Origin of the sequence: Pantoea sp. GABEPS69 (assembly GCF_045780835.1) — a bacterium.
Lineage (GTDB): Bacteria > Pseudomonadota > Gammaproteobacteria > Enterobacterales > Enterobacteriaceae > Pantoea > Pantoea septica.
In genome coordinates this window covers 3,802,717-3,820,105 of the sequence record NZ_CP118618.1, presented here as the reverse complement: position 1 = coordinate 3,820,105, position 17,389 = coordinate 3,802,717, and the positions used below count along the sequence as shown (strand labels likewise).

11 protein-coding genes, 1 tRNA gene and 2 rRNA genes are annotated in these 17,389 nt (G+C 58.7%); 11 read left to right on the top strand and 3 right to left on the bottom strand.

Annotated features, from left to right (window positions below):
- Positions 1 to 61 precede the first annotated feature (61 nt).
- Positions 62 to 844: a 3'-5' ssDNA/RNA exonuclease TatD gene (tatD, locus tag PVE98_RS18545; protein WP_096072398.1), complete on the top strand. Its 783-nt coding sequence runs from the start codon at positions 62 to 64 to the stop codon at positions 842 to 844.
- Here tatD and rfaH read toward each other — a convergent pair.
- Positions 841 to 1,329, bottom strand: a complete 489-nt coding sequence (rfaH, locus tag PVE98_RS18540) for a transcription/translation regulatory transformer protein RfaH (RefSeq protein ID WP_033754660.1) — start codon at positions 1,327 to 1,329, stop codon at positions 841 to 843. The genes tatD and rfaH overlap by 4 nt on opposite strands.
- Before the next feature lie 197 nt (positions 1,330 to 1,526).
- Here rfaH and pepE point away from each other — a divergent pair, with 197 nt between their 5' ends.
- The 3 genes from pepE to fre all read left to right on the top strand — a co-directional run bounded on the left by pepE (position 1,527) and on the right by fre (position 4,559).
- Positions 1,527 to 2,252, top strand: coding sequence for a dipeptidase PepE (pepE, locus tag PVE98_RS18535; protein ID WP_096072399.1), 726 nt, complete (start codon positions 1,527 to 1,529; stop codon positions 2,250 to 2,252).
- A gap of 79 nt (positions 2,253 to 2,331) precedes the next feature.
- Positions 2,332 to 3,816, top strand: coding sequence for a 4-hydroxy-3-polyprenylbenzoate decarboxylase (gene ubiD / locus PVE98_RS18530; RefSeq protein ID WP_033754664.1), 1,485 nt, complete (start codon positions 2,332 to 2,334; stop codon positions 3,814 to 3,816).
- Positions 3,817 to 3,857: 41 nt separating this feature from the next.
- Positions 3,858 to 4,559 carry an NAD(P)H-flavin reductase gene (fre, locus tag PVE98_RS18525; protein WP_096072400.1) on the top strand — a complete coding sequence of 234 codons (702 nt, stop codon included), beginning with the start codon at positions 3,858 to 3,860 and terminating at the stop codon, positions 4,557 to 4,559.
- Positions 4,560 to 4,623: 64 nt separating this feature from the next.
- Here fre and fadA read toward each other — a convergent pair whose 3' ends face one another.
- Together fadA and fadB are read right to left on the bottom strand one after the other, a co-directional pair.
- Complete coding sequence (gene fadA, locus PVE98_RS18520) at positions 4,624 to 5,787, bottom strand: acetyl-CoA C-acyltransferase FadA (RefSeq protein ID WP_048786990.1); 1,164 nt, start codon at positions 5,785 to 5,787, stop codon at positions 4,624 to 4,626.
- Between the two features lie 9 nt (positions 5,788 to 5,796).
- Positions 5,797 to 7,980 carry a fatty acid oxidation complex subunit alpha FadB gene (gene fadB, locus PVE98_RS18515; protein ID WP_096072401.1) on the bottom strand — a complete coding sequence of 728 codons (2,184 nt, stop codon included), beginning with the start codon at positions 7,978 to 7,980 and terminating at the stop codon, positions 5,797 to 5,799.
- 184 nt (positions 7,981 to 8,164) lie between these two features.
- Here fadB and pepQ point away from each other — a divergent pair, with 184 nt between their 5' ends.
- The 7 genes from pepQ to PVE98_RS18480 all read left to right on the top strand — a co-directional run bounded on the left by pepQ (position 8,165) and on the right by PVE98_RS18480 (position 17,381).
- Positions 8,165 to 9,496 carry a Xaa-Pro dipeptidase gene (gene pepQ / locus PVE98_RS18510; RefSeq protein WP_096072402.1) on the top strand — a complete coding sequence of 444 codons (1,332 nt, stop codon included), beginning with the start codon at positions 8,165 to 8,167 and terminating at the stop codon, positions 9,494 to 9,496.
- On the top strand, positions 9,496 to 10,113 hold the full coding sequence (locus PVE98_RS18505; RefSeq protein ID WP_033754674.1) for an IMPACT family protein: 618 nt from the start codon (positions 9,496 to 9,498) through the stop codon (positions 10,111 to 10,113). Before pepQ ends, PVE98_RS18505 begins: the two co-directional genes overlap by 1 nt.
- 25 nt (positions 10,114 to 10,138) lie before the next feature.
- Entirely contained in the window at positions 10,139 to 11,590 is a 1,452-nt protein-coding gene (trkH, locus tag PVE98_RS18500; RefSeq protein WP_033754677.1) for a Trk system potassium transporter TrkH, read from the top strand.
- A gap of 18 nt (positions 11,591 to 11,608) precedes the next feature.
- Positions 11,609 to 12,145 (top strand): menaquinone-dependent protoporphyrinogen IX dehydrogenase, encoded by a 537-nt coding sequence (gene hemG / locus PVE98_RS18495; protein WP_096072403.1) that lies wholly within the window; start codon positions 11,609 to 11,611, stop codon positions 12,143 to 12,145.
- A 407-nt stretch (positions 12,146 to 12,552) separates the two neighbouring features.
- Positions 12,553 to 14,094: ribosomal RNA gene (locus tag PVE98_RS18490) — 16S ribosomal RNA — on the top strand.
- Positions 14,095 to 14,187: 93 nt separating this feature from the next.
- A tRNA-Glu gene (locus tag PVE98_RS18485) sits at positions 14,188 to 14,262 on the top strand.
- Positions 14,263 to 14,474: 212 nt separating this feature from the next.
- Positions 14,475 to 17,381: ribosomal RNA gene (locus PVE98_RS18480) — 23S ribosomal RNA — on the top strand.
- Together the 16S and 23S rRNA genes with 1 tRNA gene alongside form the textbook arrangement of a ribosomal RNA operon.
- Positions 17,382 to 17,389: the final 8 nt, after the last annotated feature.

Sequence of the window (17,389 nt, the reverse complement as noted above, 5' to 3'; positions counted from 1 at the left end):
AGACCCTGTTACCGAACCGCCCATCTGGGCGGTTTTTGTTTAATAAGCTATGGGAAAGATTATGTTTGATATCGGTGTAAACCTGACCAGCACGCAGTTCGCCGCCGACCGCGACAAGGTGGTAAAGCGTGCGCGCGAAGCGGGCGTCACCGGCATGTTAATCACCGGGACCAATGCGCTGGAGAGCCAGCAGGCGCAGCGGCTGGCCGAGCGTCAGCCCGACTTCTGCTGGTCGACGGCGGGCGTGCATCCGCATCACGCCAGCGAATGGTCGAATGAGACGGCCAATACGCTGCGGCGCCTGGCAGAGCGGCCGCAGGTGGTGGCGATTGGCGAGTGCGGCCTCGATTTCAACCGCAACCTTGCCGCGCACGAGCAGCAGGAGTACGCCTTCGACGCGCAGCTGGCGCTGGCCGCCGAGCTGAATATGCCGGTCTTCCTTCACTGTCGCGAAGCGCACGACCGCTTTGCAGCGGTGCTGGCGCCGTGGCTGCCAAAGCTGCCGGGCGCAGTGGTGCACTGCTTTACCGGCACGCGCGACGAGCTGGAAGCCTGTCTGGCGATGGGGCTGTCGGTTGGCATTACCGGCTGGGTCTGCGATGAGCGTCGCGGTATGGCGCTGCGTGAGATGCTGCCGCTAATTCCGGCGGAGCGACTGTTGCTGGAGACGGACGCGCCCTATCTGCTGCCGCGCGATATGCATCCGCGGCCGACGTCGCGACGTAACGAACCCTGTTTTTTGCCGCATATCGTGCAGCAGGTGGCGAAATGGCGTGGAGAAGAGCAGGAGGCACTGGCAGAGCAGGTGGATCGTAACGCGCGCGCGCTGTTCCGACTGCCCTAAAGCTTGCGGAACTGCTTGTTGTCTACGCTGCGCATCACCTGTTTATTCAGCAGGTTAAGCAGCAGCATAGAGCGCGTTTCGCCATCGGGTTCGGCGAAAATGGCGCGCAGGCCTTCAAAGGTCCCTTCGGTGATGATGACCTCATCGCCGACCTGCGGCGTTTCCGGATCGATCAGCGTTTGCGGCACGTCGGTTTGCAGCGCTTCGATAACGGCGGAAGGCACCGTCGCAGGCAGCGTGCCGAAGCGCACGAAGTGGCTGACGCCGCGCGTGCTGCTGATGGTGGTGGTATGAATCGCTTCCGGATCGAATTCGATAAAGAGGTAGTTAGGAAACAGGGGCTCACTCACGGTGGTCCGTTTGCCGCGCACCACTTTTTCCAGAGCGATCATCGGGCTGAGGCAATGCACCTCCTGCCGCTCAAGATGCTCTTTCGCGCGCAACAGCTGTCCACGTTTGCAATAGAGTAAGTACCAGGATTCCATAAATGCTCCCATTGAATGGACGCTAAGAATAGCAAACCTGCTGCCAGAGTTATAGCGCATCGCAGCGTGGAAAGATGCCGAAGCGGACAAAGTGGCCGAGGTTTCCGCAAACTGCCCGACACAAGCGGGAAAATTGACGAGCGGCGGTGCGCTGGTTCAGACTCGGGACTCATAACGTTTGCGAAAAGGATCTGCTGATGGAACTGTTTTTATTAAGCAACGGCAAGCTGGCCGACGATGCGCCGCTGCTTGGCTACGCGCAGCCGCAGCTGCATGCGATGATCGCCCAGCGCGGCATCCGTTCGGCGGTGCTGGTGCCTTACGCCATTATTCGCGGTGACCATCAACAGCGCGCCGCCGAGCTGAGCGCGTCGCTGGGCGTTACCGTGCGCTGCGTACAGGATTTCGCGACGCCGGTGGCGGCCATTGAGCAGGCGGAGCTGATTCTGGTCAGCGGCGGCAATACCTGGCTGCTGAATCAGATGCTGCACGAAAGCGGTCTGATTGTGGCGATCCAGCGCGCCGTACGCGAACGGGCGGTGCCTTACGTCGGATGGAGCGCGGGCTGCAACGTAGCGACGCCCTCGATTCGCACCACCAACGATATGCCGGTGCGCAGCAGCGTAGTGTTGCCTGCGCTGGGCCTGTTTCCGGTTCAGATCAATCCGCACTACCTTGACGCGCACGCCAGCGGACATATGGGCGAAACCCGCGACGAACGCCTGGCGGAGTTTTGCGCCGTTAATCCCGAAGAGTCGGTGATTGCGCTGCGCGAAGGCAGTTTTCTGCATGTGCATGAAAACCAGCTCTCTTACTTCAGCGTGCGCGGCGAGGATTTTAAAGTATTCCGCCATAATCAGCCGATTCAGGCCTGCCGCGACGCCACGGCGCTGCAGGCGCTGGTTCCCTTTCGCTGCGACTGAGGTTGCTGCATAAAATCCAACACGCCTTAAGAATCGGCCCTATAATGGCCGATTCACTTTGGCTGGAAGCGAAGGCCGCATGAAATATCACGATTTACGAGACTTCCTCACGCTGCTGGAACAGCGCGGCGAGTTAAAGCGCATTAGCCACTCTATCGATCCTGAGCTGGAAATGACGGAAATTGCCGACCGCACGCTGCGCGCCGGCGGACCGGCGCTGCTGTTTGAAAATCCCAAAGGCTACGACATGCCGGTGCTGTGCAACCTGTTCGGCACGCCGAAACGCGTGGCGATGGGCATGGGTCAGGAAGAGGTCAGCGCGCTGCGCGAAGTCGGCAAGCTGCTGGCGTTTTTGAAAGAGCCGGAGCCGCCGAAAGGCTTTCGCGATCTGTTCGACAAGATGCCGCAGTTCAAACAGGTGCTGAACATGCCGACCAAACGGCTGCGCAACGCGCCCTGCCAGGAGGTGGTGTTCAGCGGCGATGAGGTCGACCTGTCGCGCATTCCGGTGATGAAGTGCTGGCCTGACGACGCCGCGCCGCTGATTACCTGGGGACTGACCGTCACGCGCGGGCCGCACAAAGAGCGGCAGAATCTGGGCATCTATCGCCAGCAGGTGATTGGCAAAAACCGCCTGATTATGCGCTGGCTCTCCCATCGCGGCGGCGCGCTCGACTATCAGGAGTGGTGCCAGACCCATCCTGGCGAACGCTTCCCGGTTTCCGTCGCTCTCGGCGCCGATCCCGCCACTATTCTCGGCGCGGTAACGCCGGTGCCGGATACGCTGTCGGAGTACGCCTTCGCCGGTCTGCTGCGCGGCAATAAAACCGAAGTGGTGAAGTGCCTCTCTAACGATCTGGAAGTACCCGCCAGCGCGGAGATCGTGCTGGAAGGTTACATCGAGCCGGGCGATATGGCGCCGGAAGGGCCCTATGGCGATCATACGGGCTACTACAATGAAGTGGATAACTTCCCGGTTTTCACCGTCACGCACGTTACGCAGCGGCAGAACGCCATCTATCACTCCACCTATACCGGCCGTCCGCCTGATGAGCCGGCGGTGCTGGGCGTCGCACTGAACGAAGTGCTGGTGCCGATCCTGATTAAGCAGTTCCCGGAGATTGTGGATTTCTATCTGCCGCCGGAGGGCTGCTCTTATCGCCTGGCGGTGGTGACGATGAAAAAACAGTACGCAGGACACGCAAAGCGCGTGATGTTCGGCGTCTGGTCATTCCTGCGGCAGTTCATGTACACCAAATTTGTTATTGTGTGTGACGACGATGTTAACGCACGCGACTGGAACGATGTGATCTGGGCCATTACCACCCGTATGGATCCGGCACGCGACACGGTGCTGGTGGAAAACACGCCTATCGACTATCTGGACTTCGCCTCGCCGGTTTCCGGCCTGGGTTCCAAGATGGGTCTGGACGCCACCAATAAATGGCCGGGCGAAACCCAGCGCGAGTGGGGACGACCGATCGTGAAAGATCCCGCCGTAACGGCGCGCATCGACGCGATCTGGGATGACTTAGGCATCTTTACTCAGCCGCCGCAGCGCTGACGGCGCGCACAACCCTAATGACGACCCGACAGAGGGAACGCATGACGATTTTAAGCTGTAAAGTAACTTCAGTTGAAGCGATTACCGATACCGTATATCGCGTCCGCCTGATACCCGAAGCGGATTTTACCTTTCGCGCCGGGCAGTATTTGATGGTGGTGATGGACGAGCGCGACAAGCGTCCGTTCTCGCTCGCCTCGACACCAATGGAAAAAGAGATTATCGAGCTGCATATCGGCGCCTCCGATCTCAATCTCTACGCCATGGCGGTAATGGATCGCATCCGCGACGACCGGCAGATCACCGTGGATATTCCGCACGGCGACGCCTGGCTGCGGGAAGAGAGCACGCGCCCGATCGTCCTGATCGCTGGCGGTACTGGCTTCTCCTATGCGCGCTCTATCCTGCTGACCGCGCTGGCGCAGCAGCCGGATCGCGAAATCGCTATTTACTGGGGCGGCCGCGAACTGCAGCACCTTTACGATCTTGACGAGCTCAATGCGCTGGCGGTGAAGCACCCTAATCTGCGCGTGGTGCCGGTGGTCGAACAGCCGGAAGAGGGCTGGCAGGGTCGCTCCGGCACGGTGCTGACGGCGGTGATGCAGGATTTCGCCACGCTGGCGGAGCATGATATCTATATCGCCGGCCGCTTTGAGATGGCGAAGATCGCTCGTGACCGCTTCTGCGCCGAGCGCGGCGCAAAAGAAGCGCAGATGTTCGGTGACGCGTTCGCCTTTATTTAAGGCGTCAGGCAGAAAAAACCCGCCCCTGACGGGCGGGAACTGACTTCCAACGTGATCCAACGTATTACAGACGCTCAAATACGGTTGCGATGCCCTGGCCTAAGCCGATGCACATGCTGGCCAGGCCGAACTGGGCATCGCGTCGTTCCATAATGTTCAGCAGCGTAGCGCTGATGCGCGCGCCGGAGCAGCCAAGCGGATGACCGAGCGCGATGGCGCCGCCGTTCAGGTTCACCTTATCGTCCAGCCGATCCAGCAAACCGAGATCTTTAATGCAGGGCAGGGTCTGCGCGGCGAACGCTTCGTTCAGCTCGAATATGTCGATATCCTCCACGCTTAATCCGGCGCGCTTCAGCGCCAGCTTGCTGGCGGGCACCGGACCGTAGCCCATAATCGACGGATCGCAGCCGATGACCGCCATGCTTCTGACGCGCGCGCGCGGCGTCAGCCCCAGTTCGCGCGCGCGGCTTTCGCTCATTACCAGCAACGCGGCGGCGCCGTCGGAGAGCGCCGAAGAGCTGCCCGCCGTGACCGTGCCGTTCACCGGATCGAACGCCGGCTTCAGCGCCGCCAGCCCTTCGAGGCTGGTCTCCTCGCGGATCACCTCGTCAAAATCGTAGCGCTTCAGCACGCCGTCGGCGTCGTGTCCGTAGGTCGGCACGATCTCCCGGCGAAAGTCGCCGCGCTGCGTCGCGGCCCAGGCGCGCTGATGAGAGCGCAGCGCAAAGGCGTCCTGCTGTTCGCGGCCGATATGGTGCATATGCGCCAGCATTTCGGCGGTCAGACCCATCATGCCCGCCGCTTTTGCGACCGTGCGGCCCAGTCCGGGATGAAAATCGACGCCGTGGCTCATCGGCACGTGACCCATATGTTCGACGCCGCCGACCAGGCAGGCGTGCGCGTCGCCGACCATAATGGCGCGCGCCGCATCGTGCAGCGCCTGCATCGACGATCCGCACAGGCGATTGACGGTGGTCGCCGGCACGCGATGGGGTATTTCCGCCAGCAGCGCGGCGTTGCGCGCGATATTAAAGCCCTGCTCCAGCGTCTGCTGCACGCAGCCCCACACGATGTCGTCCAGCGTGGCGGGATTTAGCGCCGGATGGCGGCTTAACAGCTCGCGCATCAGATGCGCAGAGAGATCTTCCGCGCGCACCTGACGAAAGGCGCCGCCTTTGGAACGGCCCATCGGCGTGCGGACCGCGTCAATAATCACCACATTTTCCATCTTCTGTCCTCAGGCGCTTTGCAGCGCCGCTTCGTCGATAGGTTGAACCGCCGGATACCAGCTTTCGCGCTGATGCGCCTTCTGCAGCAGCAGGTCAGGCAGCTGGTAGAGCGCGCCAAGATCGCCGTAGCGTCTGGCCTGATCCACCACGTTGCCGTTGCCGAGCGTGTCGAGATAGCGCAGCGCGCCGCCGCGGAACGGCGGAAAGCCGAGGCCGTAGACCAGCGCCATATCGGCTTCGGCCGGTGAGGCGACGATCTTCTCCTCCAGGCAGCGCACGACTTCGTTCAGCATCGGGATCATCATGCGATTGAGGATCTCTTCATCGCTGAAGACGCGCGTAGCGGCGCAAACAGGGTTAAGCAGCGCATCCACCTCGGGCTCGACCGCTTTTTTCGCTTTGCCTTTGCGATCCGTCTCCCAGCGGTAAAAGCCTTTGCCGTTCTTCTGGCCATAGCGTCCCGCATCGAACAGGACGTCGATAGCGTCGCGGTAATCTTTCTGCATGCGCGTCGGAAATCCTTCCGCCATGACGCGCTGCGCGTGATGCGCGGTATCGATGCCGACTACGTCCAGCAGCCACGCCGGGCCCATCGGCCAGCCGAACTGTTTCTCCATCACTTTATCGATCTGGCGGAAGTCCGCGCCGTCGCGCAGCAGCAGACCGAAGGCGGCGAAGTAGGGAAAGAGCACGCGGTTGACGAAGAAGCCGGGACAGTCATTGACGACGATCGGCGTCTTGCCCATTTTGCTCGCCCAGGCCACCACTTTGCCGATGGTGGCGTCGCTGCTCTTCTCGCCGCGCACCACCTCTACCAGCGGCATACGCGGCACCGGGTTGAAGAAGTGCATGCCGCAGAAATTTTCCGGACGCTGCAGCGCCTGAGCCAGCTGGCTGATGGGGATGGTCGAGGTATTGGAGGCGAGTACCGCATCCGCGCGCAGATGCTGTTCGGTTTCCGCCAGCACTTTCGCTTTAACCTGCGGATTTTCGACCACCGCTTCGACCACGATATCGGCGCGCTCGAAACCGGCATAGTCGAGCGTAGGCTGGATCATAGCGATGGTGCTGGCCAGCTTGCCGCCGTCGATCTTGCCGCGCTCCAGCTGTTTATTCAGCAGCTTGCTCGCCTCGTTCATGCCCAGCGTCAGCGCCTGCGGCTGAATATCCTTCATCTTCACCGGCACGCCTTTCCACGCCGACTGATAGCTGATGCCGCCGCCCATAATGCCCGCGCCCAGCACTGCCGCCTGTTCCGGCGCGCTGCTGGCGCTGGCGTACTTTTTCGCCAGCCCTTTGACATACTGATCGTTAAGGAAAATACCGACCAGCGCCCGCGCTTCATCGCTCTGCGCCAGCGGCACGAAGGCGGCGGTTTCCAGCTTCAGCGCATCGTCGCGCCCCAGCGCGGCGGCGGCCTCAATGGTTTTGACCGCAGCGAGCGGTGCGGGATAGTGTTTGCCTGCGGTTTGCAGCACGACGTTTTTAGCCACGGTAAAGCTCATGGCGGCTTCAATCGGGCTGAGGCGCAGCGGCGCCAGCTTCGGCGCGCGGCGCGCCTGCCAGTCGCCCTGCGCGATAGCCTCCTTCAGCATGGCGAGCGCGGCGGCGCGCAGCTTATCGCTGCTGACCACCGCATCGACCAGCCCGAGCTTAAGCGCGCTGGCGCCGTCGACATCTTTTCCGGCGGCGATAATCTCCAGCGCGGCGTCGGCGCCCAGCAGGCGCGGCAGGCGTACGCTGCCGCCGAAGCCCGGCATAATACCCAGCCGCGTTTCCGGCAGACCGATGCGCGCGCCAGGCGTAGCGACGCGCAGATCGGTCGCCAGAATGCATTCGCACCCGCCACCCAGCGCGTAGCCGTCTATCGCGGCGATGGTCGGCACCGGCAGATCTTCCAGCCGGTTAAAGATGCTGTTGGCGAAAGCGAGCCACTGGCTGAGCTTTTCCGTCGGCGCGTCGAACAGCGAGAGAAATTCGGTAATATCGGCGCCGACGATAAAGGCGGGCTTAGCCGAGCTTAGCAGTACGCCGCGCAGCGAGGTTTGCTGCTCCAGCACGCCAATCGCTTCGCCAAGGCTGGCGACGGTGCGGGTGTCGAGCTTATTGACTGAGCCGGGGGCGTCGAACTGCAGCTCAGCGACGCCGTCTTCGAGCCAGCGCAGGGAAAGGGTATCGCCTTGGTAGAGCATGTGCGTCTCCTGATCGCGAAAGGGGATCTGGTCATACCAGATGATCAGGAGTGTGGGATTCGTGTTAATTTTTTGCAAACCAAAGTTTGCTTATTTGCTAACAGGATCACAGCGTCGGGAACGCGGCGTTCAGGCGGCGGCTGTGCTACACTGCGGCGATTTTCGCGACACGGGAGAGCGAGCAATGGATTCACTGAAAACGCTGTATCAGACGCATATCGCCACGCTGCAACAGCGGGCGCAGCAGGTGCTGGCGCGCAATAAACTGGATGCGATGTTGATTCATTCCGGCGAACTACTGACGGTTTTTCTCGACGATCATGACTATCCCTTTAAGGTGAATCCTCAGTTCAAAGCCTGGGTGCCGGTCACGCAGGTGCCGAACTGCTGGCTCTGGATCGACGGCGTCAATAAGCCGAAACTCTGGTTCTACTCGCCGGTTGATTACTGGCATAACGTCGAGCCGCTGCCGAACAGCTTCTGGACCGAAGCCGTCGACGTGGTCGGGCTGAAAAGCGCCGACGAGATTGGGCAACTGCTGCCCGCGCAGCGCGAGAATGTCGCCTATATCGGGCCGGTGGTGCAGCGCGCCGCGCAGCTCGGCATCAGCGCCGACAACACTAACCCGAAAGCGGTGATCGATTTTCTTCACTACCACCGCAGCATTAAAACCGATTACGAGCTGGCCTGCATGCGCGAGGCGCAAAAGCTCGCCGTCGCCGGACACCGCGCCGCGAAAGAGGCCTTTTTCTCTGGCCTCAGCGAGTTCGACATCAATCAGGCTTACCTGACGGCGACCGGCCATCGCGATATCGACGTGCCCTACGGCAATATCGTCGCCCTTAACGAACATGCCGCCGTGCTGCACTACACCCGGCTTGATCACCAGCCGCCGGCGAAGCGTCATAGCTTCCTGATCGACGCGGGAGCGGAATACCTTGGCTACGCCGCCGATTTAACGCGCAGCTACGCAGCGCAGAAGGATTCGCTTTACGCCAGCCTGGTCGCGGCGATGAACAGCGAAGAGCTGGCGCTGATCGGCACGCTGAAAGCGGGCGTGCGCTACACCGACTACCATCTGCAGATGCATCAGCGCATCGCGAAGCTGCTGCTGAAGTTCGACCTGGCGCAAGGTGTAAGCGAAGAGGCGCTGGTGGCGGAGAACATTACCGGGCCCTTTATGCCGCACGGACTGGGCCACCCGCTCGGGTTGCAGGTTCATGACGTCGCGGGCTTTATGCAGGATGAAGCGGGCACCCATCTCGCGGCGCCGGCGCAGTATCCTTATCTGCGCTGCACGCGCGTGCTGGAACCGGGTATGGTGCTGACCATCGAGCCAGGCTTCTATATCATCGAGTCGCTGCTGGCGCCGCTGCGTGAAGGTCCGTTCAGCCAGTATCTTAACTGGCAGGCGATTGACGCGCTGAAACCTTACGGCGGCATCCGCATTGAAGACAACGTGGTGGTGCATGCCAACCGCATTGAGAACATGACGCGCGATCTGCACCTTGCCTGATGGACGCTTACGATATTCCCGCTGATGCCGTCAGCATCAGCGAGGAGACCATTAAGAAAAGCCGCTTTATTACGCTGCTGGCTCATACCGACGGCGTAGAGGCGGCGCGTGCCTTTGTTCAGCAGGTGAAAAGCGAGCATCCTGACGCGCGCCACCACTGCTGGGCCTGGGTCGCGGGCGCGCCGCACGATTCGCAGCAGCTGGGCTTCTCCGATGACGGCGAACCCTCCGGCACGGCGGGAAAACCGATGCTGGCGCAGCTGATGGGCGCGGATATTGGCGAGATCACCGCGGTGGTGGTGCGTTACTATGGCGGCATCATGCTCGGCACCGGCGGGCTGGTAAAAGCCTACGGCGGCGGCGTACAGCAAGGACTCAGGCAGCTGGCGCGCACGCGCAAAGTGCCGATGAAGCGCTATGCGCTAAAGTGCGACTATGCTCAACTCGGCGATATCGAACGTCTGCTGGGCAGGTTCGACGGCCGCATCGATGAGATTGTCTACCTTGACCACATCGCGCTGACGCTGGCGCTGCCCTATGCGCACATCGAGGCGTTCAAACAAACGCTTTCTGACTTTAGCCGGGGCGCGCTGAGCCTCGACCCATTAACACCCTGACAACTCTTTTCTAAGGAACGGCTGAATGCATTTTCGCGCCATTACTCGCATTGTCGGTCTGCTGGTAATCCTCTTTTCCGTCACCATGATTGTGCCGGGACTGGTGGCTTTGATTTATCGCGACGGCGCCGGGCGCGCGTTTAGCCAGACCTTTTTGATGGCGCTGGCGATTGGCTCGCTGCTGTGGTGGCCGAACCGCAAACAGCGTACCGAGCTGAAGCCGCGTGAAGGCTTCCTGATCGTAGTGCTGTTCTGGACGGTGCTCGGCAGCGTGGGGGCGATGCCTTTTATCTTCGCCGAGCAGCCACATCTCTCCGTGACCGACGCGTTCTTCGAATCCTTTTCCGGCCTGACTACCACCGGCGCGACCACGCTGGTGGGACTCGACAGCATGCCGAAAGCCATTCTCTTTTACCGGCAGATGCTGCAATGGCTGGGCGGGATGGGGATCATCGTGCTGGCAGTGGCGATCCTTCCTATTCTGGGCGTCGGCGGCATGCAGCTCTACCGCGCGGAAATGCCGGGACCGCTAAAAGACAATAAGATGCGCCCGCGAATTGCGGAAACCGCCAAAACGCTGTGGCTGATCTATGTGCTGCTGACGGTCGCCTGCGCGGTGGCGCTCTGGCTGGCGGGCATGCCGCTGTTCGATGCGATAGGGCACAGTTTCTCTACTATTGCCATCGGCGGATTTTCAACGCACGACGCCAGCATCGGCTATTTCAACAGCGGCACCATCAATACCATTATCGCTGTCTTTCTGCTGATCTCCGGCTGTAACTACGGCCTGCACTTTTCGCTGCTCAGCAATCGCAACCTGCGCGTCTACTGGCGCGACCCAGAATTTCGCACCTTTATCGGCGTGCAGCTGACGCTGGTGGTCATCTGCACGCTGGTGCTCTGGTTTCATAACGTTTACGCCAGCGGCTGGCAAACGCTTAATCAGGCTTTCTTCCAGGTGGTTTCGATGGCGACCACGGCGGGATTCACCACCGACAGCATTGCGCGCTGGCCGCTGTTCCTGCCTGTGCTGCTGCTCTGCTCCGCTTTTATCGGCGGCATGGCGGGCTCGACCGGCGGCGGCCTGAAAGTGATTCGCATTCTGCTGCTCTGCAAGCAGGGCTCGCGTGAGCTGAAGCGTCTGGTGCACCCGAACGCGGTCTATACCATTAAGCTCGGCAACCGCGCGCTGCCGGAGCGTATTCTGGAAGCGGTGTGGGGATTCTTCTCGGCCTATGCACTGGTGTTTCTGGTCAGCATGCTGGCGATTATCGCTACCGGCGTCGATGACTTCTCTGCCTTTGCGGCGGTTGCGGCAACGTTGAACAACCTGGGGCCTGGCCTGGGCGTAGTAGCGGATAACTTTACGTCGATGAATGACGTAGCGAAATGGATCTTGATCTCGACCATGCTGTTCGGGCGTCTTGAAGTCTTTACCTTATTAGTCCTCTTTACGCCGACCTTCTGGCGTGAATAAGCAAAACAGGAAGTCACGATGAAAGCGTTAATTCTCTTTTCCAGCCGCGACGGGCAAGCGCGCGAAATCGCCTCTTATATTGCCAATGAGATGAAAGCGCGGCAGGCGTGCGACGTCCTCAATATTTTGCATGCCGATTCGATTGACTGGGCGCAATACGATCGCGTGCTGATCGGCGCCTCAATCCGCTACGGCAATTTCCATCCGGCGGTGACGAAATTCGTTAAGACGCATCTGCGCGAATTGCAGATACGCATAAGCGGCTTCTTTTGCGTGAACCTGACCGCGCGCAAGCCGGAGAAGCGCTCGCCGCAGACCAATGCCTATACGCGCAAGTTTTTACAACAGTCGCCGTGGCAGCCTGACTGCTGCGCGGTGTTCGCCGGCGCGCTGCGCTATCCGCGCTACCGCTGGTTCGACCGGGTGATGATTCAGCTGATTATGCGCATGACCGGTGGGGAAACGGATAAGACGAAAGAGGTGGAGTATACCGACTGGCATCAGGTGGGGCGCTTTGCGCAGGAATTCGCTCAATTGCCCGCCAAATCGGCGTGATTAACAGCGATCTGCTGAAAATTAATGCGAACGAGAATTTTTTTTAAATTAGCACTTGTCAGCCCGGAAGAACTCCCTATAATGCGCCTCCACTGACACGGCACAACGGCTTACGGAATGCGGTGTTCAGGAGATTCGGTTCGCTGAGTCGCCGGATGAAATCCCTGAAGAAAGGGGTTGACTCCGAAGGAGAGTAGCGTAATATACGCCACCTCGCAGCAGCAGGCTCCGCCGCTGACTGCACCGCTCTTTAACAATTTATCAGACAATCTGTGTGGGCACTCGGGAGCAGATATCAAAGCCTTCGGGCTTAAAAAATATCAAGCCTCACGAGTGGACACATAATGACATTCATTATGACGTTTTACAGATGAGCACCGCTTAACTGGTTTAAGCAAATCAAACTTAAATTGAAGAGTTTGATCATGGCTCAGATTGAACGCTGGCGGCAGGCCTAACACATGCAAGTCGAACGGCAGCACAGAAGAGCTTGCTCTTTGGGTGGCGAGTGGCGGACGGGTGAGTAATGTCTGGGAAACTGCCCGATGGAGGGGGATAACTACTGGAAACGGTAGCTAATACCGCATAACGTCGCAAGACCAAAGTGGGGGACCTTCGGGCCTCACACCATCGGATGTGCCCAGATGGGATTAGCTAGTAGGTGGGGTAACGGCTCACCTAGGCGACGATCCCTAGCTGGTCTGAGAGGATGACCAGCCACACTGGAACTGAGACACGGTCCAGACTCCTACGGGAGGCAGCAGTGGGGAATATTGCACAATGGGCGCAAGCCTGATGCAGCCATGCCGCGTGTATGAAGAAGGCCTTCGGGTTGTAAAGTACTTTCAGCGGGGAGGAAGGCGATGCGGTTAATAACCGCGTCGATTGACGTTACCCGCAGAAGAAGCACCGGCTAACTCCGTGCCAGCAGCCGCGGTAATACGGAGGGTGCAAGCGTTAATCGGAATTACTGGGCGTAAAGCGCACGCAGGCGGTCTGTCAAGTCGGATGTGAAATCCCCGGGCTTAACCTGGGAACTGCATTCGAAACTGGCAGGCTAGAGTCTTGTAGAGGGGGGTAGAATTCCAGGTGTAGCGGTGAAATGCGTAGAGATCTGGAGGAATACCGGTGGCGAAGGCGGCCCCCTGGACAAAGACTGACGCTCAGGTGCGAAAGCGTGGGGAGCAAACAGGATTAGATACCCTGGTAGTCCACGCCGTAAACGATGTCGACTTGGAGGCTGTTTCCTTGAGAAGTGGCTTCCGGAGCTAACGCGTTAAGTCGACCGCCTGGGGAGTACGGCCGCAAGGTTAAAACTCAAATGAATTGACGGGGGCCCGCACAAGCGGTGGAGCATGTGGTTTAATTCGATGCAACGCGAAGAACCTTACCTACTCTTGACATCCAGAGAACTTGGCAGAGATGCCTTGGTGCCTTCGGGAACTCTGAGACAGGTGCTGCATGGCTGTCGTCAGCTCGTGTTGTGAAATGTTGGGTTAAGTCCCGCAACGAGCGCAACCCTTATCCTTTGTTGCCAGCGATTCGGTCGGGAACTCAAAGGAGACTGCCGGTGATAAACCGGAGGAAGGTGGGGATGACGTCAAGTCATCATGGCCCTTACGAGTAGGGCTACACACGTGCTACAATGGCGCATACAAAGAGAAGCGACCTCGCGAGAGCAAGCGGACCTCATAAAGTGCGTCGTAGTCCGGATCGGAGTCTGCAACTCGACTCCGTGAAGTCGGAATCGCTAGTAATCGTGGATCAGAATGCCACGGTGAATACGTTCCCGGGCCTTGTACACACCGCCCGTCACACCATGGGAGTGGGTTGCAAAAGAAGTAGGTAGCTTAACCTTCGGGAGGGCGCTTACCACTTTGTGATTCATGACTGGGGTGAAGTCGTAACAAGGTAACCGTAGGGGAACCTGCGGTTGGATCACCTCCTTACCTGAAGATACTGCCTTTCGAAGTGCTCACACAGATTGTCTGATAGAAAAGTAAAGAAGCAAGACGGCTGCGAAGTCGTGACGCATTTTTTGTGTCCCCTTCGTCTAGCGGTTAGGACTCCGCCCTTTCACGGCGGCAACAGGGGTTCGAATCCCCTAGGGGACGCCACTTGCTTGGTGACAGGTGAAAGGTGTCTCCACGAAGTATCTCAAAACTGGCCTCAGGGTCACGTTTGAGATATTGCTCTTTAACAATCCGGAACAAGCTGAAAATTGAAACGACGCGTCGCGTTATTCCTCCGTAATAAGGAATAAAGGCAGCGCGTTCGAGTCTCTCAATTAATCACATCCGCGACGTCGCAAGACGCCTGTGGGTTGTGAGGTTAAGCGACTAAGCGTACACGGTGGATGCCCTGGCAGTCAGAGGCGATGAAGGACGTGCTAATCTGCGAAAAGCGCCGGCAAGGTGATATGAACCGCAACAGCCGGCGATGTCCGAATGGGGAAACCCAGTGTGTTTCGACACACTATCGCAACATGAATACATAGTGTTGCGAGGCGAACCGGGGGAACTGAAACATCTAAGTACCCCGAGGAAAAGAAATCAACCGAGATTCCCCCAGTAGCGGCGAGCGAACGGGGAGCAGCCCAGAGCCTGAATCAGCTTGTGTGTTAGTGGAAGCGTCTGGAAAGTCGCAGGGTACAGGGTGACACTCCCGTACACGAAAACACACATTCTGTGAGCTCGATGAGTAGGGCGGGACACGTGGTATCCTGTCTGAATATGGGGGGACCATCCTCCAAGGCTAAATACTCCTGACTGACCGATAGTGAACCAGTACCGTGAGGGAAAGGCGAAAAGAACCCCGGCGAGGGGAGTGAAACAGAACCTGAAACCGTGTACGTACAAGCAGTGGGAGCCTCTTTTATGGGGTGACTGCGTACCTTTTGTATAATGGGTCAGCGACTTATATTCTGTAGCAAGGTTAACCGTATAGGGGAGCCGCAGGGAAACCGAGTCTTAACTGGGCGTTAAGTTGCAGGGTATAGACCCGAAACCCGGTGATCTAGCCATGGGCAGGTTGAAGGTTGGGTAACACTAACTGGAGGACCGAACCGACTAATGTTGAAAAATTAGCGGATGACCTGTGGCTGGGGGTGAAAGGCCAATCAAACCGGGAGATAGCTGGTTCTCCCCGAAAGCTATTTAGGTAGCGCCTCGTGAACTCATCCTCGGGGGTAGAGCACTGTTTCGGCTAGGGGGCCATCCCGGCTTACCAACCCGATGCAAACTGCGAATACCGAGGAATGTTATCACGGGAGACACACGGCGGGTGCTAACGTCCGTCGTGAAGAGGGAAACAACCCAGACCGCCAGCTAAGGTCCCAAAGTCATGGTTAAGTGGGAAACGATGTGGGAAGGCCCAGACAGCCAGGATGTTGGCTTAGAAGCAGCCATCATTTAAAGAAAGCGTAATAGCTCACTGGTCGAGTCGGCCTGCGCGGAAGATGTAACGGGGCTAAACCATGCACCGAAGCTGCGGCAGCGACGCGCAAGCGTTGTTGGGTAGGGGAGCGTTCTGTAAGCCGTCGAAGGTGTGCTGTGAGGCATGCTGGAGGTATCAGAAGTGCGAATGCTGACATAAGTAACGATAAAGCGGGTGAAAAGCCCGCTCGCCGGAAGACCAAGGGTTCCTGTCCAACGTTAATCGGGGCAGGGTGAGTCGACCCCTAAGGCGAGGCCGAAAGGCGTAGTCGATGGGAAACAGGTTAATATTCCTGTACTTGGTGTTGCTGCGAAGGGGGGACGGAGAAGGCTATGTTGGCCGGGCGACGGTTGTCCCGGTTTAAGCGTGTAGGTGTGTGCTCCAGGCAAATCCGGTGCACTTTACACTGAGGCGTGACGACGAGGCACTACGGTGCTGAAGCAACAAATGCCCTGCTTCCAGGAAAAGCCTCTAAGCTCCAGGCAACACGAAATCGTACCCCAAACCGACACAGGTGGTCAGGTAGAGAATACCAAGGCGCTTGAGAGAACTCGGGTGAAGGAACTAGGCAAAATGGTGCCGTAACTTCGGGAGAAGGCACGCTGGCGCGTAGGTGAAGGGACTTGCTCCCGGAGCCGAGGCCAGTCGAAGATACCAGCTGGCTGCAACTGTTTATTAAAAACACAGCACTGTGCAAACACGAAAGTGGACGTATACGGTGTGACGCCTGCCCGGTGCCGGAAGGTTAATTGATGGGGTTATCCGCAAGGAGAAGCTCTTGATCGAAGCCCCGGTAAACGGCGGCCGTAACTATAACGGTCCTAAGGTAGCGAAATTCCTTGTCGGGTAAGTTCCGACCTGCACGAATGGCGTAATGATGGCCAGGCTGTCTCCACCCGAGACTCAGTGAAATTGAAATCGCTGTGAAGATGCAGTGTACCCGCGGCAAGACGGAAAGACCCCGTGAACCTTTACTACAGCTTGACACTGAACACTGGTCCTTGATGTGTAGGATAGGTGGGAGGCTTTGAAGCGTGGACGCCAGTCTGCGTGGAGCCATCCTTGAAATACCACCCTTTAATGGCTGGTGTTCTAACGTAGGCCCGTTATCCGGGCTGCGGACAGTGTCTGGTGGGTAGTTTGACTGGGGCGGTCTCCTCCCAAAGCGTAACGGAGGAGCACGAAGGTTGGCTAATCCTGGTCGGACATCAGGAGGTTAGTGCAATGGCATAAGCCAGCTTGACTGCGAGAGTGACGGCTCGAGCAGGTGCGAAAGCAGGTCATAGTGATCCGGTGGTTCTGAATGGAAGGGCCATCGCTCAACGGATAAAAGGTACTCCGGGGATAACAGGCTGATACCGCCCAAGAGTTCATATCGACGGCGGTGTTTGGCACCTCGATGTCGGCTCATCACATCCTGGGGCTGAAGTAGGTCCCAAGGGTACGGCTGTTCGCCGTTTAAAGTGGTACGCGAGCTGGGTTTAGAACGTCGTGAGACAGTTCGGTCCCTATCTGCCGTGGGCGCTGGAAAACTGAGGGGGGTTGCTCCTAGTACGAGAGGACCGGAGTGAACGCACCGCTGGTGTTCGGGTTGTCATGCCAATGGCACTGCCCGGTAGCTAAGTGCGGAAGAGATAAGTGCTGAAAGCATCTAAGCACGAAACTTGCCCCGAGATGAGTTTTCCCTGAGCACTTGATGCTCCTGAAGGGACGTTGAAGACGACGACGTTGATAGGCCGGGTGTGTAAGCGCAGCGATGCGTTGAGCTAACCGGTACTAATGACCCGTGAGGCTTAACCTTACAACGCC

What these genes read in the sequence shown, in the direction of transcription:
- tatD (WP_096072398.1), top strand. Translation starts at nt 62, where the DNA reads ATGTTTGATATCGGTGTAAACCTGACCAGCACGCAGTTCGCCGCCGAC.
- rfaH (WP_033754660.1), bottom strand. Translation starts at nt 1,329, where the DNA reads ATGGAATCCTGGTACTTACTCTATTGCAAACGTGGACAGCTGTTGCGC.
- pepE (WP_096072399.1), top strand. Translation starts at nt 1,527, where the DNA reads ATGGAACTGTTTTTATTAAGCAACGGCAAGCTGGCCGACGATGCGCCG.
- ubiD (WP_033754664.1), top strand. Translation starts at nt 2,332, where the DNA reads ATGAAATATCACGATTTACGAGACTTCCTCACGCTGCTGGAACAGCGC.
- fre (WP_096072400.1), top strand. Translation starts at nt 3,858, where the DNA reads ATGACGATTTTAAGCTGTAAAGTAACTTCAGTTGAAGCGATTACCGAT.
- fadA (WP_048786990.1), bottom strand. Translation starts at nt 5,787, where the DNA reads ATGGAAAATGTGGTGATTATTGACGCGGTCCGCACGCCGATGGGCCGT.
- fadB (WP_096072401.1), bottom strand. Translation starts at nt 7,980, where the DNA reads ATGCTCTACCAAGGCGATACCCTTTCCCTGCGCTGGCTCGAAGACGGC.
- pepQ (WP_096072402.1), top strand. Translation starts at nt 8,165, where the DNA reads ATGGATTCACTGAAAACGCTGTATCAGACGCATATCGCCACGCTGCAA.
- PVE98_RS18505 (WP_033754674.1), top strand. Translation starts at nt 9,496, where the DNA reads ATGGACGCTTACGATATTCCCGCTGATGCCGTCAGCATCAGCGAGGAG.
- trkH (WP_033754677.1), top strand. Translation starts at nt 10,139, where the DNA reads ATGCATTTTCGCGCCATTACTCGCATTGTCGGTCTGCTGGTAATCCTC.
- hemG (WP_096072403.1), top strand. Translation starts at nt 11,609, where the DNA reads ATGAAAGCGTTAATTCTCTTTTCCAGCCGCGACGGGCAAGCGCGCGAA.